This window comes from Nocardioides caldifontis, from assembly GCF_008087345.1.
Lineage (GTDB): Bacteria > Actinomycetota > Actinomycetes > Propionibacteriales > Nocardioidaceae > Marmoricola_A > Marmoricola_A caldifontis.
On the sequence record NZ_VHIB01000001.1, the window covers coordinates 139,335 to 164,800 of the forward strand.

At 72.6% G+C, this 25,466-nt stretch carries 24 protein-coding genes; 10 read left to right on the plus strand and 14 right to left on the minus strand.

Annotated features, from left to right (window positions below; translation table 11 throughout):
- Nucleotides 1-3 precede the first annotated feature (3 nt).
- Nucleotides 4-1,065, minus strand: coding sequence for a ferredoxin reductase (locus tag FIP57_RS08805; RefSeq protein WP_203231141.1), 1,062 nt, complete (start codon nt 1,063-1,065; stop codon nt 4-6).
- Between the two features lie 155 nt (nt 1,066-1,220).
- Here FIP57_RS08805 and FIP57_RS08810 point away from each other — a divergent pair, with 155 nt between their 5' ends.
- From FIP57_RS08810 to FIP57_RS08820, 3 genes are read left to right on the plus strand one after another with little or no spacing between them, the layout of a single operon-like run.
- Nucleotides 1,221-1,871, plus strand: a complete 651-nt coding sequence (locus FIP57_RS08810) for a TetR family transcriptional regulator (protein ID WP_203231142.1) — start codon at nt 1,221-1,223, stop codon at nt 1,869-1,871.
- A 19-nt stretch (nt 1,872-1,890) separates the two neighbouring features.
- Nucleotides 1,891-3,063, plus strand: a complete 1,173-nt coding sequence (locus FIP57_RS08815) for an RtcB family protein (protein WP_148573167.1) — start codon at nt 1,891-1,893, stop codon at nt 3,061-3,063.
- A 55-nt stretch (nt 3,064-3,118) separates the two neighbouring features.
- A complete protein-coding gene (locus tag FIP57_RS08820) occupies nt 3,119-3,970 on the plus strand; it encodes a CPBP family intramembrane glutamic endopeptidase (protein ID WP_148573168.1) in 852 nt (283 codons plus the stop codon).
- Between the two features lie 76 nt (nt 3,971-4,046).
- Here FIP57_RS08820 and FIP57_RS08825 read toward each other — a convergent pair whose 3' ends face one another.
- From FIP57_RS08825 to FIP57_RS08840, 4 genes are read right to left on the minus strand one after another with little or no spacing between them, the layout of a single operon-like run.
- Nucleotides 4,047-4,847, minus strand: coding sequence for an ABC transporter ATP-binding protein (locus FIP57_RS08825; protein ID WP_148573169.1), 801 nt, complete (start codon nt 4,845-4,847; stop codon nt 4,047-4,049).
- The gene (locus FIP57_RS08830) at nt 4,844-5,881 is read right to left on the minus strand and encodes a FecCD family ABC transporter permease (protein WP_238993366.1); all 1,038 of its coding nucleotides are present in this window, start codon (nt 5,879-5,881) and stop codon (nt 4,844-4,846) included. The genes FIP57_RS08825 and FIP57_RS08830 overlap by 4 nt, the downstream gene beginning before the upstream one ends.
- A gap of 29 nt (nt 5,882-5,910) precedes the next feature.
- A complete protein-coding gene (locus tag FIP57_RS08835) occupies nt 5,911-6,975 on the minus strand; it encodes a FecCD family ABC transporter permease (protein ID WP_148573171.1) in 1,065 nt (354 codons plus the stop codon).
- The gene (locus FIP57_RS08840) at nt 6,972-8,018 is read right to left on the minus strand and encodes an iron-siderophore ABC transporter substrate-binding protein (RefSeq protein ID WP_148573172.1); all 1,047 of its coding nucleotides are present in this window, start codon (nt 8,016-8,018) and stop codon (nt 6,972-6,974) included. Before FIP57_RS08840 ends, FIP57_RS08835 begins: the two co-directional genes overlap by 4 nt.
- A 181-nt stretch (nt 8,019-8,199) precedes the next feature.
- Here FIP57_RS08840 and FIP57_RS08845 point away from each other — a divergent pair, with 181 nt between their 5' ends.
- Entirely contained in the window at nt 8,200-9,567 is a 1,368-nt protein-coding gene (locus FIP57_RS08845) for a GntP family permease (protein WP_148573173.1), read from the plus strand.
- Between the two features lie 7 nt (nt 9,568-9,574).
- On the opposite strand, the gene FIP57_RS08850 is transcribed toward FIP57_RS08845, so the two are convergent.
- The 3 genes from FIP57_RS08850 to araB form a co-directional block, all read right to left on the minus strand.
- Entirely contained in the window at nt 9,575-10,735 is a 1,161-nt protein-coding gene (locus FIP57_RS08850; RefSeq protein WP_238993367.1) for an RNA polymerase sigma factor, read from the minus strand.
- On the minus strand, nt 10,732-11,139 hold the full coding sequence (locus FIP57_RS08855) for a YciI family protein (protein ID WP_148573174.1): 408 nt from the start codon (nt 11,137-11,139) through the stop codon (nt 10,732-10,734). Before FIP57_RS08855 ends, FIP57_RS08850 begins: the two co-directional genes overlap by 4 nt.
- A 131-nt stretch (nt 11,140-11,270) precedes the next feature.
- Complete coding sequence (gene araB, locus FIP57_RS08860) at nt 11,271-12,929, minus strand: ribulokinase (RefSeq protein WP_148573175.1); 1,659 nt, start codon at nt 12,927-12,929, stop codon at nt 11,271-11,273.
- 40 nt (nt 12,930-12,969) lie between these two features.
- Here araB and FIP57_RS08865 point away from each other — a divergent pair, with 40 nt between their 5' ends.
- Both FIP57_RS08865 and FIP57_RS08870 read left to right on the plus strand, forming a co-directional pair.
- Nucleotides 12,970-13,983: a zinc-dependent alcohol dehydrogenase gene (locus FIP57_RS08865; protein WP_148573176.1), complete on the plus strand. Its 1,014-nt coding sequence runs from the start codon at nt 12,970-12,972 to the stop codon at nt 13,981-13,983.
- Nucleotides 13,984-14,120: 137 nt separating this feature from the next.
- A complete protein-coding gene (locus FIP57_RS08870) occupies nt 14,121-14,651 on the plus strand; it encodes a hypothetical protein (protein ID WP_148573177.1) in 531 nt (176 codons plus the stop codon).
- A 67-nt stretch (nt 14,652-14,718) separates the two neighbouring features.
- Here FIP57_RS08870 and FIP57_RS08875 read toward each other — a convergent pair whose 3' ends face one another.
- Entirely contained in the window at nt 14,719-16,269 is a 1,551-nt protein-coding gene (locus FIP57_RS08875; protein WP_148573178.1) for a hypothetical protein, read from the minus strand.
- Entirely contained in the window at nt 16,244-16,960 is a 717-nt protein-coding gene (locus FIP57_RS08880; protein WP_148573179.1) for an ABC transporter ATP-binding protein, read from the minus strand. The genes FIP57_RS08875 and FIP57_RS08880 overlap by 26 nt, the downstream gene beginning before the upstream one ends.
- Before the next feature lie 141 nt (nt 16,961-17,101).
- Between FIP57_RS08880 and FIP57_RS08885 the strand changes: the two genes are divergently transcribed.
- Nucleotides 17,102-17,677, plus strand: a complete 576-nt coding sequence (locus FIP57_RS08885) for a hypothetical protein (protein ID WP_148573180.1) — start codon at nt 17,102-17,104, stop codon at nt 17,675-17,677.
- A 437-nt stretch (nt 17,678-18,114) separates the two neighbouring features.
- Here the strand turns inward: FIP57_RS08885 and FIP57_RS08890 are convergent, their stop codons facing one another.
- The 3 genes from FIP57_RS08890 to FIP57_RS08900 form a co-directional block, all read right to left on the minus strand.
- The gene (locus tag FIP57_RS08890; RefSeq protein WP_148573181.1) at nt 18,115-20,316 is read right to left on the minus strand and encodes a 3-hydroxyacyl-CoA dehydrogenase NAD-binding domain-containing protein; all 2,202 of its coding nucleotides are present in this window, start codon (nt 20,314-20,316) and stop codon (nt 18,115-18,117) included.
- Between the two features lie 40 nt (nt 20,317-20,356).
- Nucleotides 20,357-21,574, minus strand: coding sequence for an acetyl-CoA C-acetyltransferase (locus tag FIP57_RS08895; protein ID WP_148573182.1), 1,218 nt, complete (start codon nt 21,572-21,574; stop codon nt 20,357-20,359).
- A gap of 177 nt (nt 21,575-21,751) precedes the next feature.
- Nucleotides 21,752-22,924, minus strand: coding sequence for a CaiB/BaiF CoA transferase family protein (locus FIP57_RS08900; RefSeq protein WP_148573183.1), 1,173 nt, complete (start codon nt 22,922-22,924; stop codon nt 21,752-21,754).
- Nucleotides 22,925-23,013: 89 nt separating this feature from the next.
- Here FIP57_RS08900 and FIP57_RS08905 point away from each other — a divergent pair, with 89 nt between their 5' ends.
- Genes FIP57_RS08905 through FIP57_RS08915 form a run of 3 tightly spaced genes read left to right on the plus strand, consistent with a single transcriptional unit; the run spans nt 23,014 to nt 24,722 of the window.
- Nucleotides 23,014-23,634 (plus strand): class I SAM-dependent methyltransferase, encoded by a 621-nt coding sequence (locus FIP57_RS08905; RefSeq protein ID WP_148573184.1) that lies wholly within the window; start codon nt 23,014-23,016, stop codon nt 23,632-23,634.
- Between the two features lie 30 nt (nt 23,635-23,664).
- Nucleotides 23,665-24,102 (plus strand): MarR family winged helix-turn-helix transcriptional regulator, encoded by a 438-nt coding sequence (locus FIP57_RS08910; RefSeq protein WP_148573185.1) that lies wholly within the window; start codon nt 23,665-23,667, stop codon nt 24,100-24,102.
- Nucleotides 24,099-24,722, plus strand: a complete 624-nt coding sequence (locus tag FIP57_RS08915) for a hypothetical protein (RefSeq protein ID WP_148573186.1) — start codon at nt 24,099-24,101, stop codon at nt 24,720-24,722. The genes FIP57_RS08910 and FIP57_RS08915 overlap by 4 nt, the downstream gene beginning before the upstream one ends.
- A 36-nt stretch (nt 24,723-24,758) precedes the next feature.
- Here FIP57_RS08915 and FIP57_RS08920 read toward each other — a convergent pair whose 3' ends face one another.
- Nucleotides 24,759-25,388: a LysE/ArgO family amino acid transporter gene (locus FIP57_RS08920; protein ID WP_148573187.1), complete on the minus strand. Its 630-nt coding sequence runs from the start codon at nt 25,386-25,388 to the stop codon at nt 24,759-24,761.
- Between the last annotated feature and the right edge of the window lie 78 nt (nt 25,389-25,466).

Here is a 25,466-nt window from a genome sequence, read left to right on the forward strand (position 1 = left end):
CCGTCAGAGGTCGACGACGCAGTCGCCGACCGGGGCGGAGACGCAGAGCTGGACGTCCTCGTCCGGCTGGTCCGACTCGACGCCGGTGACGACGTTGCGGACGCGTCCTTCGGTCTTGCGGGTGGTGCAGGTGAAGCAGATCCCCATGCGGCAGCCGTACGCCGGGGTGAGCCCCGCGTCCTCGGCCTGCTCGAGCAGGGTGGCGCCGGTGTTCTCGGCCTCGACCCCCGCGCCGGCGAACCGGGTGCGGCCGACGGCGCCTTCCACGGCACCGAGGGTGGAGGTCTTGAAGTACTCGACCCGCAGCCGCGGGTTGTCGCGGAACGTCTCCTGCACCCGCTCGACCAGCCCGGCCGGGCCGCACGCCCAGGCGTCCACCTCGGCGTGGTGCGGCAGGATCCGGGCGAGCTCCTCGGTCGAGAAGACCGGGTCGCCGCACTCGGGGTAGACCAGCCGGACGTGCACGTTCGGCGGGAGGTCGGCGAGCTCGTCGGCGAAGATCTGGTGGTCGGGCGACTGCGCGTAGTGCAGGAACGTGATCGTGCCGCCGTACCCCCGGCGGAGCAGGGTCCGCAGCATCGACATCACCGGCGTGATGCCGGAGCCGCCGGAGAGCAGCAGCAGCTCCTGCGGCAGCGGGCTCGGCAGCGTGAACTGCCCGTCGGCCTGCGAGAGGTGGACGACGTCGCCGATGCGGGCGTCGTGCACGAGGTGCTTCGACACCGTGCCCTCGGGGTTGGCGCGCATGGTGATCGTGATCAGGTCGCCGGGCTTGGACTCCGGCGAGGAGACCGAGAAGCAGCGGGTACGACGGGCACCGTCGACCTCCACGCCGACCTGCACGAACTGCCCGGCCTCGTGACCACGCCAGGCGGACGAGGGCTCGAGGGTCAGCGTGGCGACCGGGACGCCGGCGCGGGTCTCGACGCGGCGGTCCACGATCCGCGCGCGGACCTCGCCGACCACCCACATCGGGTCGACCAGCTCGAGGTAGCGGTCGACGCCGTGCGGCGTGGTGAGCGCACCGACGAGCGGGGAGCGCAGGATGCTCCGGACGAGGGTCACGGGGCTCTCCTTTCAGTGAACGACTGTTCACCCAAAGTCTGGTGGCGGCTCCTCTGCTCTGCAACCGCTGGCGCACGTGATGCCCAACACCCGTGCCCCTGAGTGCACATCCGTATCCACAGGAGTGGACCGCGCCGGCCGATACGATGACCGGCATGGAGCAACGCGTCGTCACGCGGAGCGAGCGCAAGGAGGCCACCCGCCAGGCGATCCTCGACGCGGCGCTCACCCTGAGCGCACAGACCGGGCTGGCGGGGCTGTCGCTGCGCTCCGTGGCGAAGGCCGTGGGGATCGTGCCGACCGCGTTCTACCGCCACTTCGACTCGATCGAGGAGCTCGGCGTCGCGCTGGTCGACGAGGCGTTCGCGTCGCTGCGCCAGGTGCTCCGCGACATCCGCCGGGAGATGGACATCACCCGGGTGATCGACGACTCGGTCACGATCCTGGTCCGCAACGTGCGGGAACGGCGCGCGCACTTCCTCTTCATCGCCCGGGAGCGTGTCGGCGGGATCACCGCCGTGCAGGACGCGGTCCGCCACGAGCTCGGCCTCTTCGAGCGGGAGCTCGCGATGGACGTCGCACGGCTGCCCGGCGTCGAGAAGTGGAGCCCGGAGGACCTCCGCGTCCTCGCCAACCTCATCGTCGGCTCGATGGTCTCCACCGCCGAGGCGATCATCACCGCCCCGCCGGGCCGTCCGGACCTCGAGCGGGAGATCGTCCGCACCGCCGAGCGCCAGCTGCGGATGGTCGTCGTCGGCGCCGCGAACTGGGTCTCCGACCCGGAGCCGGGGATCGATCCCGACTGAGCCGGGTACGCCAGGGAGCATGCAGCAGATCAGCGAGCGGCTCCTGAGCTGGGCGTCGATCCTCGAGGAGAAGACCCGCCAGCAGGCCGTCACCACCAGCCGGCTGCCGTTCATCCACCCGCACGTCGCCCTGATGCCCGACGCGCACCTCGGCAAGGGAGCCACCGTCGGGTCGGTCATCCCCACGCTGGAGGCGATCATCCCGGCGGCGGTCGGCGTCGACATCGGCTGCGGCATGATCGCGGTCCGCACCCAGCTCGGCGTCGACGACGTGCCGGAGGACCGGCGGCCGCTCCGGCAGGCGGTCGAGGACGCCGTACCGCTCTCCGCCGGCGGGTACAACCGCGCCGTCACGCGCGACCACACCGAGGCCCGGATCGCCGACCTCGAGAAGGCGGCCCGGGACGCGGGGCTCGACCCGTCGACGTACGCCGACAACTGGCGGCTGCAGCTGGGCAGCCTCGGCTCGGGGAACCACTTCATCGAGGTCTCCCTCGACGAGGAAGACCGGGTGTGGCTCTTCCTGCACTCGGGCAGCCGCGGCGTGGGCAACAAGATCGCCCAGCACCACATCGGCGTCGCCCAGCGCGACTGCAAGCGGCGCTCGGTCCGGCTGCCCGACCGCGACCTGGCCTACCTCGTGGAGGGCACCGACGAGTTCGACGCCTACGTCAGGGAGCTCCGGTGGGCGCAACGGTTCGCGCTCCTCAACCGTGAGGAGATGATGGACCGGGTCGCCGCCTGCTTCGCCGAGTGGGCCGAGATCGACGCCGTGGAGCGGGTCGAGGAGATCAACTGCCACCACAACTACACGGCGAAGGAGGAGCACTACGGCACGAGCGTGTGGCTGTCCCGCAAGGGCGCCATCCACGCCGGCCACGGGGTTCCCGGGCTCATCCCGGGATCGATGGGCACCCGGTCGTACGTCGTCGTGGGCAAGGGGAACGCCCAGGCCCTGAACTCCTCGCCGCACGGCGCGGGCCGCGAGTACAGCCGGACCGCAGCCCGGAAGGCCTTCACCCGAGAAGACCTGCGCGCGGCCATGGGCACCATCGAGTACCGCGACACCGCGGCGTTCATCGACGAGATCCCGGCCGCGTACAAGGACATCGACGTCGTCATGGAGGACGCCCGCGATCTCGTCGAGGTCCGCCACGTGCTCCGCCAGGTCGTCAACGTCAAGGGCGACTAACCAGGCTCCAGCAGCCGTGACGGTAGCCTCGCCGTCCAGCGGGGAGGCCTGGACGATGACACTGGCGACCGACGCGGCCACCGGACGGCCGATGCCGGGCTGGACGGTGCTCGCGCGGGTCGTGGTGGCGACCGGGACAGGCGCCGGCGTACTGCTCCTCCTCGCCGTCGCGGTCCGCGGCAGCCCCACGGACGTGGCGACGCTCGCGGCGCGGGCCGCGGGCGGGGCCGTCGCGTCGACCGTGATCCTCCTGGTCCTGCTCCTGCTCCTGCTGACCCGCTGCTACGAGCGCCGCCGGTTGCGCGACATCGGCCTGGGCGCACCCGCCGACGCCTGGCGCGCCTTCCTGACCGGCGCAGCCGCGTGGCTCCTGCCCGCGGCCCTGGCGTTCGGGGCCCTGGCACTCGCCGGCCAGCCGCTGACGGTGGTCGCTCCCGGCGGTCGGACCTGGGTGATCCTCGCGCTGCTGTTCCTTGCCGTGCTCGCGTCCGAGGCGATCCCCGAGGAGCTCGTCTTCCGGGGGTACGTGACGGCGGTCCTCGCCGAGCGGCTGGGCGCATGGACGACCGTGGTCCTGCAGGCCGCACTCTTCAGCGGTGTCGCAGTGCTGCTCCGCGGCGGGGTCGGCGCGCTCGACCTCTCGCTCTTCGTCGCCATGGGCGTCGTCCTCGGCCACCTCCGGGTGGTCACCGGGAGCGTGTGGACGACCATCGGCTTGCACACCGCGTTCCAGACCGGCTCGCAGCTCGTCCTCACCCACGACGTCGTCGAGCTCACGGGCGCCGAGCGGCTCGCGATGGTCGCCCTCGGCCCGGTGCCGTTCACGGCGGCGGTGGTGCTGGTTCCGCTGGTCGCGTCCGCGAAGCCGGGCTCGGCGACGGACCCCGCGCACGTGAACGAGCTTTGAAACGATCCTCGGCGAATTCCGTCAGAGCTCGTTCAGGTGCGCCCTCGACCGACCAGCCTGGCGAGCGGCGCCCGGCTCAGCCCTCGGTGACGTGGAACCGGCCGATGGGGATCATCAGCGGCTTGCCGGAGACCGGGTCGGGGATGACCCTGCTCGGCATGCCGAAGACGTGCTCGACCAGCCCGGGCTCCAGGATCTCGCTGGGGCGACCCGAGGCGTACAGCCGCCCTTCTCGCAGCGCGATGAGGTGGTCGGCGTACCGCGCTGCCAGGTTGAGGTCGTGGAGCACCATGACGATCGTGGTGCCTTTGGACCGGTTGAGCTCCGTGAGCAGGTCGAGCACCTCGACCTGGTGGCTGACGTCGAGGAAGGTCGTCGGCTCGTCCAGCAGCAGGATCTCGGACTGCTGCGCCAGTGCCATCGCGATCCACACCCGCTGCCGTTGACCTCCGGAGAGCTCGTCGACCGCGCGGTCGACCAGCTCGAGGGTGTCGGTGGCCTTGAGAGCCGAGGTCACGGCCCGGTCGTCGGCAAGCGACCACCTGGCCAAGGTGCGCTGGTGGGGGTGGCGACCCCGCCCGACGAGGTCGCCGACGGTGATGCCCTCGGGCGCGATGGGTGATTGGGGCAGCAGCCCCAGCCGGCGGGCCAGCTGCTTGGCGGGCATGGAGTGCACCGCCTTGCCGTCGAGGAGCACGCGGCCGGTCCGGGGCGGCAGCAGCCGGGTCATCGACCGCAGCAGCGTGGACTTGCCGCAGGCGTTGGGCCCGACGATCGCCGTCACCTCGCCCGGCGGGATCACCAGGTCGAGCCCGTGGACGACGTCGCGGTCGCCGTAGCCGAGCGTGAGCCGTTCGATCTCCAGGCGCGGGTTCACAGGGTGCCTCCGACCCGGTTGATGCGGACGATGAGGTAGAGCAGGTACGGCGCCCCGAGGATGCCGGTGACGACCCCGACCGGGAGCCGCGTGCCGAAGGCGTGCTGGCCCGCGAAGTCGGCGAGCAGGGTCAGCAGCGCACCGACCAGCGCCGAGGGGACCAGCAGCGAACCGCGTGGCCCGACGATGCGCGCGGCGATGGGACCGCAGAGGAAGGCCAGGAACGCGATCGGGCCGGAAGCCGCGGTGGCGAAGCAGACCAGCCCCACCGCAGCGACGATCGTGAGCAGGCGCAGCCGCTCCACGCGGACGCCGAGCGCCGATGCCGCGTCGTCCCCCAGCTGCGACGCGGCGAGGTCGCGGGTCTGGACCAGGACGAGCGTGCCCAGCACGACCAGGGCGACGAGCACCACGACGACGTCGCGCCACAAGGCCCCGTTGAGGCTGCCGGTCAGCCACCTCAAGGCCTCGGCGAGCTGGAAGTTGGTGGCGCGTTCGAGCTGCCAGGAGATGACGCTCTGCATCATCGCGGCGACTCCGATGCCGATGAGGATCAGCCGGGTGCCGGCGGCGACGCCACGGCGGTAGGCGAGCAGGTAGATCGCGAGCGCGATGCCGAGCCCGGCGGCAACCGCGACCCCGGAGACGACCAGCCCGCTGAGCGAGAACGTCACGATCGCGACCGCGGCGGCAGCACTGGCTCCCTCGGTGACCCCGATGATGTCGGGGCTGGCGAGCGGGTTGCGGAGCAGGGTCTGGAACGTGACGCCGGCGAGCCCGAAGCTCAGCCCGACCACGACCGCGAGGGTGGCACGGGGCAGCCGCAGCCGGCCGACGACGAACTGGGCGCCCGGTGCGTCGTCGCCCACGATGACGGCGAGCACCTCCCGCAGCGTGTAGGAGGTCGAGCCGAGCATCAGGCTCCCGGCGTACGCCACCACGACGAGCACGCACAGCACCGCGATGACGACCCGCCGCCGTCGGCTGCGCGCGCGGCGGCCGCCGCGGACGCGTGCGACGTCACGGTCCTCCACGCCGCCTCGAGGGGACGGGACGATCGCGGTCACAGCTCGCGGACCCGTCGCCGGCGCGCCACGGCGATGAAGATCGGGGCGCCGATCAGGGCGGTGATGATGCCGACGTCAACCTCGGACGGGGGCGCGACGACCCTTCCGACGACGTCGGCAACGATCAGGAGGATGGCGCCGCCGACCGCGCTGAAGGGCACGAGCCAGCGGTGGTCGACGCCCACGAGGAGCCTGCAGAAGTGCGGGACGACCAGCCCCATGAAGGCGATCGGGCCCGTGATCGCGGTCGTGGCGCAGGCGAGGGTCACCGCCCCGGCGGCGGCCAGCAGCCGGGTGCGCACGACCCGCTCGCCCAGGCCGGAGGCCAGCTCGTCGCCCAGCCCCAGCATGTTGAGGCCGCGGGCGCTCCAGGCGCACACCAGACCGCCGACGGCGAGGAAGGGCACCACCTGCCAGAGCTTGTCGTCGCTGGCGCCGCCGACGCCGCCGATCTGCCAGGAGACGGCGTTCTCGGAGATGTCGGGACGCGGGAGCACCACGGCGACCACGAAGGAGGAGAGCGCGGCGGCGCTCGCGGCGCCGGCCAGCGTGAGCTTCAGCGGGGTCGCGCCGCCCCGGCCGAGCGAGCCCACGCCCCAGACGAACGCCGCGGTGAGCGCGCCTCCGAGGATGGCGACCCAGATGTAGCTGGTGGCCGATGACAGCCCGAACCACGCGATGCCGGTCACGACGGCCAGCGATGCGCCGGTGTTGAGGCCGAGGATACCGGGATCGGCGAGCGGGTTGCGGGTGATCCCCTGGAGGACCAGCCCCGAGACCGCGAGCGCGGCTCCGGCCAGGGCCGCGAGCGCCGTACGAGGCACCCGCTTGGCGACCGCGGCCTGCGCGAAACCCTCGCTCTGCCCGCTCAGGCCGGCCCAGATGTCGGACCAGCCGACGTCGCGCGAGCCCAGCACGATCGACGTCGCGCACGCGACCGCGAGGACGCCGATGAGCGCGACCAGCCACGCACCGCGCGCCCGACGCGACCGACGCAGGGGAGCAGCGGGTGCGTCGGGCGCGTCGGTGGCGGCACTGGTGACCGGGCCGGTCGGTGTCACTCGGCGGTGTAGGCGGCGGCGTCGGCGAGCAGGCCGACGTACTCCTCGACGAGGTAGGGCACCGACAGGGCGGTCGGGTTGGCGGCCGTCCCGATCGCCTTGGCTCCGTCGAGGACGACGATCGCGTCGTTCTCGACCGCCGGCAGCTGGGAGAGGACCGGGTCACCCTTCAGGGCGTCGATGAGCTCCTGGCCGCCGTAGGTGATGATCACGTCGACGTCGGCGAGCTCATCGGCCCGCTCCCCGCTGATCGAGCCTGCGTAGTCGCCGCTGTCGCCGGTCGCCTCGACGATGCTCGGGGCGATCTCCATGCCGAGGTCGAGGAGGTACTTCGAGCGCGTGTCGGCCGCGCTGTAGAAGTTGATCTCGCTCAGGTCGGCCGGATCGACGTGGGTGAGGAACATCCCGGTGGTGCCTTCGAGCTCGGGGTGCTCGGCGACCGCGTCCTCGATGGTCTGCTCGAGATCGGCGACGAGCTGCTCGCCCTCCGCCTCCATGCCGAGCCCCTTGGCGTTCTGCATGATCGAGTCGCGCCACTCGGTCGCCCACGGCTCGTCCGGGTAGGCGACGACCGGGGCGATCTCGCTCAGCGTGTTGTAGTCGTCCTCGGTCAGTCCGGAGTAGCCGGCGAGGATGACGTCGGGCTCGGTGCCCGCGACCGCCTCGAAGTCGTAGCCGTCGGTCTCGTCGAAGAGGACCGGGGTCTCGGCGTCGAGCTCCGCGAGCCGGTCCTCGGTCCACTGCTGGACCCCGTCGCCGTCGTCGTCGCCCCACGTCATCTCGGACATCCCGACCGGCACGATGCCGAGCGCGAGGGGCACCTCCTGGTTGGCGAAGTCGACCGTGGCCACCCGCTCGGGCTTCTCCTCGAGCACCGTCTCGCCGAAGGCGTGCTGGATGGTGACCGGCTCCCACTCGCTGGACCCGCCTCCCCCTGAGGCGGTGTCGTTGCTGCCGCTCGGCTCGTCCTCGCCGCAGGCGGCGAGTCCGAGGGCGAGCACGAACGCGGCGGCAGGGGCCGCGACCTTCCTGGTACGGATCACGGGAACCTCTTCGGTGGTAGCGACTTAGTGCAGCCTAACCTTAGTCGCAGACGACCGCTGGTCCCCATGGGGGCCTGACCGTGGGGACGGCTCGCCGCCGGACGCCGACGCTCGGTCTCCCCGTCCGTGGTCGGCGTCGCCTAACGTGGGCCGCCAGCCGCCCGAGTGATCGGAGCCGTCCATGGAGATCCTGCACTCCGCGATCGCGATCCTCGGCGCGATCCTCCTCATCATCAGGTTCAAGCTCGACCCGGTCATCTCGCTGCTGCTCGCCTGCGTCTACCTGGGGCTGGCGACCGGCCAGGGCGCCGAAGGGACCGTCGAGACGATCACCGGCGGCTTCGGCGACATCATGGCCGAGGTCGGGCTGCTCATCGGCTTCGGCGTGCTCATCGGAGCCGCGCTGCACGCGATGGGCACCTTCAGCGACCTGGTGGAGATCCTCGCGCGGAAGGTCGGGCGCCGGCTGCCCTACGCCATGGCGGGAACCCTCTCGACGATCTTCCCGTCCATCTACGTCGACGTGCAGGTGGTGCTCGCCGCGCCGATGGCGAAGGAGTCGGCACCCGCCGTCCACCGCCACCACGGCCTGCCCTGGCTCGCCGGGGCGATGGCGATCGGCATCTTCTCCGGCTACGTCTTCGTCGTCCCCGGCCTCGCGGCGGTGGCGATCGCGGGGCTCATGGACGTGCGGCTGGGCCTCTACCTGCTCTACGGCCTCCCGATCGGGCTCGCGACCGCGTTGGTGACGACGTTCCTGTTCCGGCTCCTGCTGGGCCGCGGCTACTGGAAGGACGAGAGCGACTTCGACCAGGACGCGGTGCTCGAGGAGGGACGCCCGCACGACGCGGCGGAGGACGTGCCGCGCGCCGAAGGGACCGCGAGGCGCCCGCTGGCGGTGCGGCTGCTCCCCATCCTGGTCCCCCTGGTGCTGATCGCGACCGGCGCGATCGCCGGCGTGGCGGGGTTCTCGAACCCGGTGCTCGCCTTCCTCGGCGACGCCAACATCGCCCTGTTCGTCGGGCTGCTGATCGCCTACGTCATGATCCGCCCCTCGCTCGGAGCGGACGGCGTGGGCACGGTGCTGACCACCGGCTTCCGCACCACCGGGGAGATCCTGCTGATCACCGGGGTCGGCGGGTCCCTGGGCGCCGTCATCGCCGAGAGCGGGATGGACAAGACGCTCGAGGAGCTCTTCTCCGTCGACGAGGGGGCGCCGATCATCGTGAGCATCCTGCTCGCCTGGCTGATCGCCGCGGTGCTGCACTTCGCGATCGGCTCGGTGTCGGTGGGAGCCATCACCGCCGCCGGCATCATCTCGCCGATCGTCGACTCGCTCGGCGTCGACCCGGTCGTCATCGCGCTGGCGATCGCCTCGGGCGCGATGTTCGCCCTCCACGTCAACAGCAACTTCTTCTGGATGTTCAGCACGCTGCTCGACCTGTCGACCAAGGGCAGCCTGAAGACCCTGACCGTGGCGACCTCGCTCGGCGCCGTGGTCTCGCTGCCGCTGGTCCTGCTGGCCGCCGTGGTGGCCGCCGTCGTCTGAGCGCCGGTCACCCGCGCAGGCGCCCGTTGAGCCGGGCGGCCTGCCGGGTCAGGTGGTCCCGCTCGGCGGCGTTGGTCGCCTTGGAAGCGGCCTCGACGTAGAGCTTCGCGGCGGTGGTGAGGTCGCCGTCTCGCTCGTGGAGGTACGCCGACACAGCAGCGTGCCGGGGCAGGCCGGGGTCGAGTGGTGCCAGCGCGGCGAGCCCTGCCCGGGGGCCGTCGGCCTCCCCGACCGCCACGGCGCGGTTGAGCCGGACGACCGGGTTGTCGGTGAGCCGGACGAGCTCGTCGTACCACTCCACGATCTGCACCCAGTCGGTCCCCTCGGCGGTGAGGGCGTCGGCGTGCAGCGCGGCGATCGCGGCCTGCGCCTGGAACTCGCCGAGCCGGTCCCGCGCGAGCGCGGCCTGGAGGACCTCGATCCCCTCGGCGATCAGCCCGGTGTCCCAGAGGCCGCGGTCCTGCTGGGCGAGCGGCACGAGGCTGCCGTCGGCGCGGGTGCGGGCGGCGCGCCGCGCGTGGTGCAGCAGCATCAGCGCGAGCAGCCCGGAGACCTCCTCGTGGTCGATCGCCGTGGCGAGCTGGCGGGTGAGCCGGATCGCCTCGGCGGCGAGGTCGACGTCGCCGGAGTACCCCTCGTTGAAGACGAGGTAGAGCACCCGCAGCACCGTCGCGACGTCGCCGGGCTGGTCGAGCCGGACCGACGAGACGGTCTTCTTGGCCCGGCTGATCCGCTGGGCCATCGTCGCCTCCGGCACCAGGTACGCCTCCGCGATCTGTCGCGTCGTGAGCCCGCCGACCGCCCGCAGCGTGAGGGCGACCGCGGAGGCGGGGGTGAGTGACGGGTGGGCGCAGAGGAAGTAGAGCTGGAGCGTGTCGTCGGTCGACGAGCCGGGCGGCGGTGGTGGCTGCTCCTCGACCACCTCCTCGCGGCGCCGGCGCGAGGCGTCGGAGCGGGCGGCGTCGAGGAACTTCCGCCAGGAGACCGTGACCAGCCACCCCTTCGGGTCACGCGGCGGGTCGGTCTCCCAGCTGCGCACCGCCTCGACCAGCGCCTCCTGGACCGCGTCCTCGGCCGCCGCGAAGTCGGCTCCGCGGCGGACGAGGACGGCGATCACCGACGGGATGAGGGCACGGAGCCCCTGCTCGTCCACGGGACCGGCGGTCACTCGGTGACGGTCGGGGGCTCGGTGAGGAACGGCCGCACCTCGAGCCACTCGTGGATCGGCTCGCCCCCGGCGCCGGGCGCGGCCGACAGCTCAGCGGCCAGCTCGAGCGCCCGCTCGTGGCTGTCGACGTCGATCACCATCCACCCGGCGATCAGGTCCTTCGTCTCCGCGAACGGGCCGTCGGTGACGGGCGGCCGGCCCTCACCGTCGTACCGGACGAAGGTGCCCTCCGGAGCGAGCGCCTGCGCGTCGACGAACTCGCCGGTGCTCTCGAGCCGGGCGGCGAAGTCGCGCATGTACTGCACGTGGGCGGAGATCTCGCCCTCGCTCCACCGGTCCATCGGCACGTTGTTCACGGCGGCGGGGGCGCCGCGGTAGTGCTTGAGAAGCAGGTACTTGGCCATGGGGTTCCTCCTCGTTGCGGTGCGGCTCTGGTGGCCGCGTTCGCTCCAGGGACGGAGCCGGTGCCGCGTCCTCGACATTGCCCTCGGAGAAATCCTGCACGAAATTCCTCGATTCCTTGCAGGTGGCGGGGTCAGCCCCTCCGAGCGTGGGCCTCCCGGCGCCTCGCCCGGAGCCGGTGCATCAGCGGCACGGTGCGGCCGAAGTGGTCGTGGAGCGCGAGGTAGTCACCGAAGAGCTCGTCGTACGCCGCGGCGCGACCCGGGTCCGGGTGGTGGCGGACCGGGTGCTCGGTCGTCATCGCCTCCACCGCCGCCGGCACGTCGGGGTGCACACCGGCGGCCACGGCCCCGTGGATCGCGGCCCCGAGGGCGGCCCCGTGCTCGGTCCCGATCACCGAGAGGGGCAGGCCGAGCACGTCGGCGTACACCTGGAGGAGCCAGGGGTTCCGCACCAGCCCGCCGGCGACCACCACGTCGTCGACCGCGAGCCCGCCGCCGCGGAACGCCTCCACGATCACCCGGGTCCCGAATGCGGTCGCCTCGACGAGCGCGCGGTAGACGTCCTCGGGACGGGTCGCCAGCGTCAGCCCCAGGACGGCGCCGGAAAGCTCGTGGTCGCCGAGGACGGACCGGTTGCCGCTGAGCCAGTCGAGGGCGACCAGGCCGTGCTCGCCGACCTCCTGCGCGGCGGCGAGCCGGCTCAGGTGCTCGTGGAGGGACTCCCCTGCCTCGGCCGCGGCTCGCTCGTACGACGCCGGGACGCCCGTCCTCGTGAACCAGGCGAGCACGTCGCCGACCCCGCTCTGCCCGGCCTCGTAGCCCCACCGCCCGGCGACGATCCCGCCCTCGACGACACCGGAGATGCCGGGCACCTCGCGCACCTCGTCGGCGTTGAGCATGTGGCAGGCGGAGGTGCCCAGGATCAGCGTGAGCCGCCCCGGCTCGACACCGCGGGCCGCGGGCACGGTGGCGTGCGCGTCGATGCCGCCGACCGCCACCGCGATCCCCTCGGGTAGCCCGGTCCACGCGGCGGCCTGACGGGTGAGCGAGCCGGCCCGCGCGCCCAGCGGCAGCACCGGCTGGTCGACCTTGCCGACCCAGCTCCCCAGCCCCGGCGCGACCGCCTCGAGCAGCTCCGCCGACGGGTAGCGCCCCTGCTGGTGGAGCCCCTTGTAGCCGGCCGTGCTCGCGCTCCGCACCAGCGAACCTCCGAGCTGCCACACGACCCAGTCGGCGGCCTCGACGAGGAGCTCGGCGCGGTCGTACAGCTCGTGGTCCTCCTCGAGCAGCTCGAGCGCCTTGGCGAGCTCGCCCTCGGCGGAGACCCGGCCGCCGTACCTCCCCAGCCACGGCTCGCCCCGCTCCTCGGCGAGCCGGGTGATCCGGTCGGCCTCCGGCTGGGTCGAGTGGTGCTTCCACAGCTTCGGCCACGCGTGCGGGCGGTCGGCGAGCCCGTCGACCTCGCAGAGCGGCGTGCTGTCGGCGAGGCAAGGGAGGACCGTGCACGCGGTGGCGTCGGTGCCGATCCCGACGACGTCGGCCGGGTCGATCCCGGCGGCCGCGACTGCCGCGGGCACCGCCCGGCGCAGCGCCTCCCGGTAGTCCTCCGGGTCCTGCAGCGCCCACGACGGCGGCAGCGACCGGCCGCCCGGGAGCGCGGTGTCCAGCACGCCGCGGGCGTACTCGTGGACCGCCGCGCCCCGCTCGGTGCCGTCGCCGGCGTCCACGACGACCGCACGGGCCGAGAGCGTCCCGAAGTCGACGCCGACCACGTAGCGAGCACGACCCATGGGGTGATGGTCCTCCACCTGGTCCGGCGATGATGGGCCCGTGCACCGTGTCGCGAAGCTCCATGCCGTCGGAGACCTCCGGATCGAGGAGGCCCCGGCGCCCGGGCCGCCGCCCGAGGGGTGGTCGACGGTCGCGGTCACCTCGGTCGGGCTCTGCGGCTCCGACCTGCACTGGTACGCCGAGGGCGGCACCGGTGAGGTGTCGATCGGGGACCCGGTCGTGCCGGGACACGAGTTCGCCGGGGTCGCGCTCGACGGGCCGTACGCCGGCAGGCGGGTGGCCGTCGACCCGGCGATCCCGTGCGGGCGGTGCGAGCCGTGCCGGGAGGGCCACGGCAACCTCTGCCTCGACATGCGGTTCGCCGGCCACGAGAGCCTCGACGGCGGGCTGCAGGAGCGGCTGGTGTGGCCGGACGAGCTGCTCTTCCCGCTCCCGGACGGGCTGAGCGACGACGCCGGCGCCCTGCTCGAGCCGCTCGGCGTCGCGATCCACGCGGTCCACCACGCCCACGTCCGGCTCGGCCACGACGTGCTCGTCGTCGGCGCCGGCCCGATCGGGGTCTTGGTCGCCGCCGTCGCCCGCCGGGCCGGCGCCGCGCGGGTCTTCGTCAGCGAGCCGCTCGAGCACCGGCGCGCCACGGCCCTGCGGCACGGCGCGGACGCCGCCTGGCCCCCCGACGTCGCCGAGCAGGCGCTGAAGGAGGAGACCGCCGGCCGCGGCGTCGACGTCGTCGTCGAGATGGCCGGCGGCGACGACGCGATCGCGACCGCGGTGGCCTGCGCCCGACCCGGAGCCCGGGTGGCGCTCGGAGGCATCCCGTCGACCCCGCTGAGCGCGTTCCCGGCGGCACCCGCGCGCCGGAAGGGGCTGACGTTCTCGATGGTCCGGCGGATGCACGAGACCTACCCGCGCGCGATCCGGCTGGCCACGACCGGCATCGACCTCGACACCCTGGTCAGCGACCGGTTCCCGCTGGAGCGGTCGGCGGAGGCGTTCGAGCACGCGGTCCGGCGTACGGGCGACAAGACGGTGGTCACGGTCTCCGGTTCCTGACTCCTGCTCGGCTCCGGTGGGCCCTTCGTCCTCGCGCACCGCGACCTGGGGCACGGCTCGCGGTCCGGCGCCGCTCGACGCGGTGGACGGTGACCGGAGGCCGTAGGGTACGCGGGACCACGCACGAGGAGAGACCAATGAAGAGAAGCGCCGCCGCGCTCTGCGCGGCCCTGTTCCTGCTGACCGGCTGCGGGGGCGGTGAGGACGACGACGCCAAGGAGAACATCAAGGCCTCCCTGCTCGAGCAGGAGGAATCCTCGGTCGCCGGGGGTGCGGAGCTCACCGAGGAGCAGGCCGACTGCTTCGCCGACGGGATCGTCGACGAGGTCGGCGTCGACAAGCTGCAGGAGTACGAGCTCCTCAACGACGACCTCGAGATCGCCGAGAACGCCGAGCCCACCGACATGTCGAAGGACGACGCCGAGGCGATGGCCGCGGTCATGACCGACTGCGTCGACATGACCGAGCTCATCGAGGAGCAGCTCGCCGCCTCGGACACCGAGCTCACCGAGGAGCAGCAGAGCTGCATCACCGACGCCATCGACGAGGACGCCATCGAGGCCGGGCTCGCCGCCAGCTTCCAGGGTGAGACCGACAACCCGATGGAGGAGATGACCGGGCAGCTGATGGCCTGCGTCATGGGCGACATGGAGACGCCCAGCGAGTGACGCTCGCTCTCGCCTGACTGCAGAAGGGCCGCCCCTCCGACGGAGGGGCGGCCCTTGTCGGATGTCGTCAGGCGGCGACGGTGGCCACCACGCGGGAGCGCACCTCGGGCACTCCCCAGGCGTTGGCGGTGCGCACGAGCCGCCATGCGGAGAGCAGCAGGAAGGGCACGGCGACCGCCACCGACCACTCCCACGAGAGCCGCACCAGGAGCGAGAAGACGAGCCCCACCATCGTCGTGCTCAGCGCCAGCCGGGCCGAGTAGCCGACCATCACCAGCGGCGGGGCCGGGGTCGCCCGGGCCGAGCGCAGGTCGACGCCGAACGGCCGCCGGACCGACCAGCGCAGCGACGCCGAGACGACCTGGAGGACGACCACGAGCGCGGCCGCGGTCACCGCGGCCAGCTCGTCGACCGTCGGCAGCCCGGCGCGGAGCGACGCCATCACGAGGGTGGCGGCGCTGGCCACCAGCAGCACCTCGACCAGGACGAGCACGCGGGAGAGGAAGACCAGCCCCGGGGCGACCGGAAGGCTGTCGCGCCACAGGGCGCCGCGGCCGTCGAGGCACCAGGCGTTGACGCCGAAGAGCAGCGCGCCACCCGAGGCGACCAGCCCCGGCAGGATCGGGAGCATCTCCCACTCGAGCCCGCCGGCGATCGCCACCAGTCCGGGCATCACCGCGAGCACGGCCAGCCCGCGCCGGAGCGGGACCGAACGCCAGATGCCGACCCGGTCGGTGCGGAGCATCGCGACGAGGTCGGAGCCGGGGTGCGGCCGCGGCTGGTGGGTCGACGTCTCGAGCCGCAGCTCGTCCCGGGCCGGTCGGCGGTTCACCGCCGAGGCAGCGACCGCGCCGAGGACGACGGCCACCGCCGCGACGACGAGCAGCACCAGGAAGGTCTTGGCGTAGAGAGGCGTGACCCCGGTCCGCCCCTGCAGCGCGGCGATCGAGACCTGGAGCGTGGGGCTCTTCTGCAGCAGCGGGACGAGCCGGTCGGCGGCCACCAGGTAGGCGCCGCCGAGCCCGGCCAGCACCATCAGGCCGCGGGCCGCCCAGGTGCCGTGCGGACCGCGGCGTACCCACTCCAGGGCCCAGCCGACGACCTGCGCGAGCGCGGTCGCCGTGACCAGCCAGAGCAGCGTCAGCAGCTGGGTCAGGACCAGCCCCCAGTAGGCGCCGCCGACGTAGGCCATCGCCGCGAGCAGCGTCCAGGCCTGGAGCAGCCAGGCGATGTTGAGCGGGGCCATCAGCAGCGCGCCGAGGTGGTCGGTCGTGGTGCTGACCGGGTAGGCGACCGCCTGGTCGCGCGGCACCAGCTCGCGGCCGCCGCCGGAGGCCGCTGCGGAGACGATCGCGATCACGAGGATGCCGACCATCGCGGAGGGGAGCAGCGAGAGGACGTCGGTGCGCCGGTCGCCGCCGGGGAGGTACGCCGGAAGCCAGCCGGCGAGCACGGTCAGGGTGAGGACGGTGGCGAGGCCGGCGTACGCGAGGCGGCGGGAGCGGCCCCGGACGCCGGAGGCGCGGAACGACAGCAGCGCGCCGACGTCGGCGGCGGCGCGGACCGCCTCGGCGACCCGGCCTGCATGAGCCTCAGTCGAGGAGCTCGCGGTAGACACCGGCGCCCTCCTCCCCCGTCATCCGGGCGGCGGGCAGCGCGGCGACGGCCGAGCCGCCGCGCAGCACGATCGCGTCCTGGCACGCCTGGACGGCGAGCTCGCGGAGGTGGGTGGAGACGAGGACCGCGGCGCCGGCCGCACGGGCGTCGGCGATGACCTCCATCGTCGCCTCGACGCCGAGCGGGTCCACGCCGTCGAACGGCTCGTCGAGGAGGAGCACCTGAGGCTGGTGGAACGCGGCGAGCACCACCGACATCCGACGGCCCATGCCGTGGCTGAACCCGGCGGTGACCCGGTGCGCGGCGGCGCCGAGGTCGAACCGCTCCAGCAGCTCGCGGGCCCGCTCCTCCCAGCCGGTCAGCCGGCGGAGCCGGGCGGCGAGCTGGAGGTGCTCCCACGGCGTCGCGCGCGGGACCAGCCCGCCGACGTCGGGGCAGTAGCCGGTCAGCCGCTTGACCACCAGCGGCTCGGTGCGGACGTCGTGGCCGGCGACGGTGACCAGTCCGCCGGTGGGCGGGATCACCCCGGCGAGCACCCGCATCGTCGTCGACTTGCCGGCGCCGTTGCGGCCGAGCAACGCGGTGGCCGACCCGGCCGGGACGCTGAACCCGATGCCGCGGACCGCGTCGACCTCGCCGAACCGGACGTAGAGGGAGCGGACGTCGACCACGGGGGCAGGGGCAACCGACATGGGTCCAGTGTCCCCGCGACCGCCGGACACGTCAGGCAGAACGGACAAAACACCGGGATCTGGCCCCCCGTGCAACCGAACCGGCGGCTGCTGCGTCTAGGCAGGTGGGGATCTGTCGTGGACCGACCGAGAGGAGCCGACGTGGAGGTGCTGGAGCACGGGGTGGCGGTCGCCCACGACCTGCTGGAGGGGGTGCCGTGGGCAGCCTTCCACCACGGCGAGGTGGTCCTCGCGCCGGAGGTCCGTGAGGTCGACCGGCGCGAGGACCCGCTTGAGCTCGAGCCCCGGGGGACCTCGGTCGCCCTGGTCCTCGAGCGCGACGGCGTCCGTCAGTGGTGGCTGCTCGGGGGGCCGTTCGGGGGGCCCGAGACGGTCCTGCACGACCCGGCGGGCCGCGGGTTCGCGACGTTCGAGCAATGGCTCGACTTCCGCGTCGCGACCGCCCACGGGGAGCAGCCCGCCCCGACCGTCACCTTCGCCGCGGACGGCACCCTCGCCGTGACCGACGGTGGTGCGACCCTGCTCGCCCAGCGCACCGGGCTCGACCTGGGTCCGGGGTACGTCGGCGATCGGACCGGGGTGGCGAAGGTCCAGCACCGGGGTGTGGTCTGGTACGTCCTCGCCCGCGAGGTGGCCGGCGTGACCGAGTGCCTCCCGGCGATCAGCGACGCGACCACGATCGAGGAGTTCCTCGACGAGGCCCGCCGCTGGTGTTGAGCCGCCCCTCGTGGCGCGCGTGGGGGGTGTTGAACCGCCCCTCGTGGCGGGCGTGGGGGGTGTTGAACCGCCCCTTGTGGCGCGCGTGGGGGGTGTTGAACCGCCCCTGATGGCGCGCGAGGGGTGTTGAACCGCCCCTGATGGCGGGGTCCGTTGGGCGCACATGATCGAGCTTCGGCGTACGACGGGAGCGGCACCGGCCCGCCGTACCCGGGCGGAAGCTCGGAGCCGGCGGGACCGCTCGAGCACGGCCACGAGGGGCGGCTCGGCCAGGACGCGAACGTGCCCACCCGGCCGGGGGTCGGGTGGGCTCGTCGCGATCATCGATCAGGGAGAAAGCCGTTCTCCCCACAGGAAACTGGTGCTCCCCATCGACTGCAACCTGTGGGGAGCACCCGTTTCCCATGGTGCCCTGGGAAACCGCACCCCCCCGAAGGTCAGCGCTGCTTGAAGGGCTCGCCCTTCTCCGCCTTGGCCACGAGGCTCGCCGGTACGGCGAAGCGCTCGCCGTACTTCGCCTCGAGCTCGCGGGCCCGGGCGACGAAGGCGGTGATCCCGACGCCGTCCTTGCCCTCGTAGCCGTCGATGAACTGCGCCGCGCCACCGAGGGCCGGGGGGAACCCGATGCCGAAGATCGACCCGATGTTCGCCTCGGCGGTGGAGTCGATGACCCCTTCGTCGAAGCAGCGGGCGGTCTCGATCGCCTCGATGAAGAGCATCCGGTCCTTGAGCTCCTGGAGCGCCGGCTGCTCGTCGGCCGCCGGGAACTGCTCGGCCAGCCCGGCCCAGAGCCCCTGACGCTTGCCGCTCTCGTCGTACTCGTAGAACCCGGCGCCCTTGAGCTTGCTGGACCGGCCGAGCTCGACCATCCGGTCGATGACCTTCTCCGCGGGGTGCGGGGTGTAGGTGCCGCCCTCGCGCTCGACCGCGGCCTTGGTGGCGTTGCGGATCTTGAGCATCAGCTCCATGTTGAGCTCGTCGGTGATCTGCAGCGGCCCGACCGGGTAGCCGGCCTGCAGCGCCGCACGCTCGATCGTCATCGGACGCACGCCCTCGCCGAGCATCGCGAGCCCCTCGTTGATCTGGGTGCCGATGACGCGGGAGGTGTAGAAGCCGCGGCTGTCGTTGACCACGATCGGGGTCTTGCGGATCTGCTGGACGACGTCGATCGCCTTGGCCACGGCGACCTCGGAGGTCTTCGCGCCGCGGATGATCTCGACGAGCGGCATCTTGTCGACAGGCGAGAAGAAGTGCAGCCCGATGAAGTCCTCCGGACGGTCCACCCCCTCGGCGAGCTCGGTGATCGGCAGCGTCGAGGTGTTGGAGCAGAGCAGCGCGTCGCCGTTGACGACCGGGGTCACCTCGCCGAAGACCTTGTGCTTGAGCGACGGGTCCTCGAAGACCGCCTCGATGACGAGGTCGCACCCCTTGAGGTCGGCCGGGTTGTCGGTCGGAGTGATCCGGGCGAGCAGCTCGTCGGACTTCTCCTGGGTGAGCCTGCCGCGGGAGACGGCCTTCTCGTTGATCTTGGCGGAGTACCCCTTGCCGCGCTCGGCGGACTCCAGCGAGACGTCCTTGAGGACGACCTCCATGCCGGCCTTGGCGCAGACGTAGGCGATGCCGGCTCCCATCATCCCGGCGCCGAGCACGCCCACCTTCGACGCCTTGTACGCCGGGACGCCCTCGGGCCGGAGCGAGCCGCTGTTGATCGTCTGCAGGTCGAAGAAGAACGCCTGGATCATGTTCTTGGCGTTCTGGCCGGTCGCCAGCTTGGTGAAGTAGCGCCCCTCGATCCGCTGGGCGGCCTCGAAGTCGACCTGGGCGCCCTCGACCGCGGCGGCCATGATCGCCTTCGGCGCCGGCATGTCGGCACCCTTGAGCTGCTTGCGCAGAGTGGCCGGGAACGCCGGGAGCATCGCGGCGAGGCCGGGGTGCGAGGGGGTGCCGCCGGGCATCTTGTACCCCTTGCGGTCCCACGGCTGCGACGCGGCGTCGGGGTTGCCGGCGTTCTCCTTGATCCACGCCTTCGCGCGGGCGAGGAGCTGGTCGGCCGGGACGAGCTCGTCGACGAGCCCCTTCTCCTTGGCCTTGTCCGCCTTGTAGCGCTGACCCTGGAGGAGCACCTCGGTCAGCGCGGTCTGGATGCCGAGCATCCGGACGGTGCGGGTGACGCCGCCACCGCCGGGGAGGAGGCCGAGGGTGACCTCGGGGAGCCCGATCTCGTAGCGGCCCTCCGCGGCGATCCGGCGGTGGCAGGCCAGCGCGATCTCGAGGCCACCGCCGAGGGCGGCGCCGTTGATCGCGGCGACGACGGGCTTGCCGAGGGTCTCCAGCCGGCGGAGGTCCTTCTTGATGCCCATGCTCTCGTCGTACAACCGCTGGGCGTCCTCCGGACGCGCCTGGACCAGCATGTTCAGGTTGCCGCCGGCGAAGAAGGTCTTCTTCGCGGAGGCGATCACGACGCCGGTGATCTCGTCCTTCTCGGCCTCGAGGCGGTCGATGGCGGCGGCCATCGCCTCCTTGTAGGCGTCGTTCATCGTGTTCGCGCTCGACGACGGGTCGTCCATCGTGAGGGTGACGATGCCGTCGGCGTCCTTCTCGTAGCGCACCGTCTCGGTAGCAGGGCTGGTGTCAGTCATGTGTTCGCGTTTCCCTTTGCTGCTTCTCGGTCGGTGCGGGTCAGATGCGCTCGATGATGGTGGCGATGCCCATGCCGCCGCCGACGCAGAGCGTGGCGAGGCCGCGCTGGAGGTCCCGCCGCTCGAGCTCGTCGAGCAGGGTGCCGAGGATCATCGCGCCGGTCGCGCCGAGGGGGTGGCCCATGGCGATCGCGCCGCCGTTGACGTTGACCTTCTCCGGGTCGAGGTCGAGGTCGCGCATGAAGCGGAGCGCCACCGCGGCGAACGCCTCGTTGATCTCGAAAAGGTCGATGTCGTCGACGGTGAGCCCCGCCTTGGCGAGCGCCTTGCGGGACGCGGGCGCGGGGCCGGTGAGCATGATCGTCGGGTCGGCGCCGGAGACCGCGGCGGAGATGATCCGCGCGCGGGGACGGAGGCCGAGCTCCTGGCCGACGCGTTCGCTGCCGATCGCGACGAGCGCGGCGCCGTCGACGATGCCGGAGGAGTTGCCGGCGTGGTGGACGTGGTCGATCTTCTCGACCCAGTGGTACTTCTCGAGCGCCACGTTGTCGAAGCCGATGTCACCATGCATCGCGAACGACGGCTTGAGCCCGGCGAGGCTCTCGACCGTGGTCCCGGGACGGATGAACTCGTCCTTCTCCAGCACCGTGAGCCCGTTGAGGTCCTTGACCGGGATGACCGAGCCGTCGAAGTAGCCGTTGGCCTGCGCCTTGGCGGCGCGCGCCTGGGACTCGGCGGCGAACGCGTCGACGTCGGCGCGGGTGAACCCCTCGATGGTGGCGATCAGGTCGGCGCCGATCCCCTGCGGGACGAACGAGGTGTCGAACGCCGTCGTCGGGTCGGCCGCCCAGGCGCCGCCGTCGGAGCCCATCGGGACGCGGCTCATCGACTCGACGCCGCCGGCGAGGATCAGCTCCTCCCAGCCGGAGCGGATCCGGGCCGCGGCCTGGTTGACCGCCTCGAGGCCGGAGGCGCAGAACCGGTTGAGCTGCACGCCGGCGGTCGTGTCGGGGTAGCCGGCCTTGAGCGCGGCGGTCTTGGCGATGTCGCCGCCCTGGTCGCCGATCGGCGAGACCACGCCGAGGACCACGTCGTCGACGCGCTCGATGTCGAAGTTGTCGTGGCGCTTGCGGACCTCGTCCAGCAGCGTGACCACGAGGTCGACCGGCTTCACCTCGTGGAGGGAGCCGTCCTTCTTGCCCTTCCCCCGCGGGGTCCGGATTGCGTCGTACACGATTGCCTGTGGCGCGTCTGCCATGGGTCCCAACTTTCGACGAGCGTGCCGCGCGGGCCGCGCGGAAGGTTACTTGCGAGTATCCCTGCGTGATCGATCCTGCCATCCGGGTGGGAAACCGCTCGCCCACCCGACGTTGACACCATCACTGTCACGGTTCCGGTGTCCGGGGTCAACGGTGGAACGGCTGTGATCCTGGACTCAGGACTGCACGACCGCGCCCGACTCGAGCAGCGCGTCGACGCCGCCGACGCCCCACGCCTCGAGGACCGCACGGGTGCCGTCGCCGGGCTTCGAGGGGCCGGTCGTCAGGGTGGGCTGCGTCCGGGAGAACCGCGGGGCGGGGGCCGGCTGGAGCAGGCCGTCGCGCTCGACGTACACCTCCCGCGCCTTCATGTGCGGGTGCTCGGCCGCCTCGGTCGCCGGCAGCACCGGCGCACAGCAGGCGTCGCTGTCGCCGAAGACCTCGGTCCACTCGGCTTGGGTGCGCTGCTTGAACGTCGCGGCGAGCAGCTCGCGGAGCTCGCCGAGCCGGGAGAAGTCGTTGCGGTCCGGCGCGACGTCGGCGATCCCGAGCCGCTCGACGAGCTCGCCGTAGAACTGCGGCTCGAGCGCGCCGACCGACATGTGCTTGCCGTCGGCGGTCTCGTAGAGGTCGTAGTACGGCATCCCGCCGTCGAGCAGGTTCGACGCCCGCCGCTCCTGCCCGAACCCGGCGGCGAGCATCGAGGACCACATCAGGTTGAGGTGCGCGGCGCCGTCGACGATCGCGGCGTCGACGACCTGGCCGCGGCCGCTGGTGCGCGCCTCGAGGAGGGCGGCGAGGACGCCGATGACGAGGTACGTCGAGCCGCCACCGAAGTCGCCGACGAGGTTGCTCGGGAAGTGCGGCCGGCCCTCGTCCTGGCCGAGCCCGTGGAGGACGCCGGCGACCGAGATGTAGTTCATGTCGTGGCCGGCGGCGCGCGCGAGCGGGCCGTCCTGGCCCCAGCCGGTCATCCGCCCGTACACCAGCCGCGGGTTGCGGGCGAGGCACTCGTCGGGGCCGATGCCGAGCCGCTCGGTGACGCCGGGCCGCATCCCCTCGATGAGGACGTCCGCCTGGTCGATCAGCTCGAGCAGCGCCGGGAGCGCCTCGGGGTTCTTCAGGTCCATCGCGACGCTCGGGCGGCCGCGGGTGAGGAGGTCCGCCTCCCGCGGGCCGGCGCTGGCCGCGCCGCCGGGCTTCTCGACGCGGATCACGTCGGCGCCGAGGTCGGCGAGGATCGTGGCCGCGTGCGGCCCCGGGCCGATCCCGGCGATCTCGACGACCTTGATCCCCTTGAGGGGTCCGGTGCCCTGCCCCAGCGCGTACGCGTTGCCCGTGGTTGCCATGGCGCGGATTCTGACAGTGATGCTGTCAGGGTCGCGAGGGCAGGTCGGTCTCTCGTGCCTTGTCGGAGCCGCCTGGAACGATCCCGGGCGTGGTCGAGCAACCGGGGTACGACGCGCTGGCCGAGGCGTACGACGAGGCGTTCCCGTCGGGCTACGTGTCCGCGGTGGAGCGTCATGCGGTGGGGGCGTTCGCCGACGAGCTCCTCGCGGCGGGCCTGTCCGGGCCGGTCGTCGACGTCGGGTGCGGCACCGGCCACGTCACCGCCGACCTGGCTTCGCGCGGTCTTGACGTGGTCGGCGTCGACCCGTCCGAGGGGATGCTGGCGATCGCCCGCCGGCGCTACCCGTCGCTGCGGTGGGTGCAGGGGGACGCCCTGCCGTCGACGCTGTCCGGCTCGTCGTTCGGCGGAGTCCTCGCTCGTTTCAGCCTCATCCACGTGCCGCCCGACGAGGTGCCCGTGGTCCTGGCGGCCTGGGTGGCGCGGCTCGCGCCGGGCGGCTTGGTGCTGGTCGCGTTCCAGTGCGCCGACGACGGCGAGCCGCCCGTGGTCGAGTTCGACCACAAGGTTGCCCCGGCCTGGCGGTGGCACCCGGACGCGATGGCGTCGACGCTGGAGGCGGTGGGGCTGCAGGAGCGGTGGCGGCTGGTCACCCAGCGTGATGCGGTGCGCCGGTTCGCCGACTGCCACCTGGTCGCGTCCAGTTCGTGAAGCAGGCAGATTGTGCAGTACCTTCACTACATGACCACGACCGCCGCGCTCGACAAGGTGCTCCACCTGGCGACCCTGGTGAACGCCGACCTCGCGCGGTTCCAGGAGGAGACAGGGCTGACGACCGCCCGCACCCACCTGCTCTGGGTCCTCGGCTCCGCCGGTCCCAGCACCCAGCAGGCTCTGGCCGCCGCACTCGACGTCTCGCCGCGCAACGTGACCGGGCTGGTCGACGGGCTGGTCGCCTCCGGCCACGTGAGCCGCGAGCCGCACCCCACCGACCGCCGGGCCACGCTGGTCACGCCGACCCCGAAGGGCGAGGCGGCGATCCGGGAGCTGGTGGAGGGCCACGACAAGCTCGCCCAGCAGCTCTTCGGTCACCTGCCGGAGGAGCGGCTCGCGGTGTTCAGCGACGTCCTCGACGAGACCATCGCGACCTTCACGCGGCTGATGGAGGAGGCATCGTGACCCGGGGCGTCCGGCTGCTGCGGGAGGCGGTGCTGCTGGAGCTGGCGTTGTACCGCTCGCTCGTCCGGTGGGTCGCCCGGCGTCCCGACGTGCCTGCCGGCGCGACCGCCATCGGCTACTCACGGCTGGCCGGCCCGATGCTGTGGCTGTGGATCTTCGGCTCGGCCACGGAGGTGGTCGTCGTCGAGGTCGTGCTCCGCCAGGTGGACCAGCCCTGGGCTGAGGCGATCCGGCTCCCGTTGCTGGCGCTCGGCGTCTGGGGCGTCCTCTGGATGCTCGGGATGCTGGCGTCGTACCGGGTCCGGCCGCACCTGCTCACTCCCACCGAGCTGCACGCCCGGAGCGGCGCACGCACCCGGCTCGCGGTCCCGCTCCACGCGGTCGTCGCCACGCGGCTGGTCGAGCACGAGCTGCCCGGCGTCGTCCGGTCGCTCCACGTCGAGGACGGCACCGCGCTCGTCGGGGTCAGCAGCCGCACGAACCTCGAGCTGGTGCTGACCGGCCCGACGACCGTGCCGAGCTCGGCCGGCGAGCTCACGGTGAGCCGGGTCGGGCTCTGGGTGGACGACCCGCGCGAGGTCGCGGCGGTGCTCAAGCCCCGGTCGGGTGCGCGGGGCTGAGCTGCAGGGGGCGCGCGTCGGGCTGACCGTCCCGGGTCAGCCGAGGGCGAGCTTCAGGGCGATCGCGACCATCGTGGCGGCGATCAAGAGCTCGAGCAGCTGCCACGCGCGCGGCCGGGCGAAGACCGGCGCGAGCGCGCGGGCGCCGAAGCCGAGTCCGCTGAACCAGGCGATGCTGGCCAGCACCGCACCGATCGCGAACCACCAACGGCCGTCGAGCGGCTGGTCGGAGACGTGGCTGTGCGTCGCCGCGATCGAACCGATGAGCAGGACGGTGTCGAGGTACACGTGCGGGTTCAGCCACGTCAGCGCGACGGCCTTCCCGACGACGACGCCGCGGGGCTCGCGCCGCGCCGCCTCGGCGGCCCCGCCCTCCAGTGACTCCGGCCGGAACGCCCGGCGCAGCGAGCCGGCGGCGTACCAGAGAAGGAACGCAACACCCAGCCACCGCACCACGTCGACGACCCAGCCGGCCCGGTCGACGATCGCGCCGATCCCGCTGACACCGGCCGAGATGAGCACGACGTCCGACAGCGCGCACACGACCACGACGGCCGCGACGTGGTGGCGTACCAGCCCCTGACGGAGCACAAAGGCGTTCTGGGCGCCGATCGCGACGATGAGCGAACCGCCGGTCAGGAACCCGGCGACGACAGGGGTGAGCACCCTTCGACGGTAGGTCGGTCGCCGTGTGAAGGCCAACGAATGTTTCTTCACTCTCTTCAGCCGTGCTTCACTGGCGAG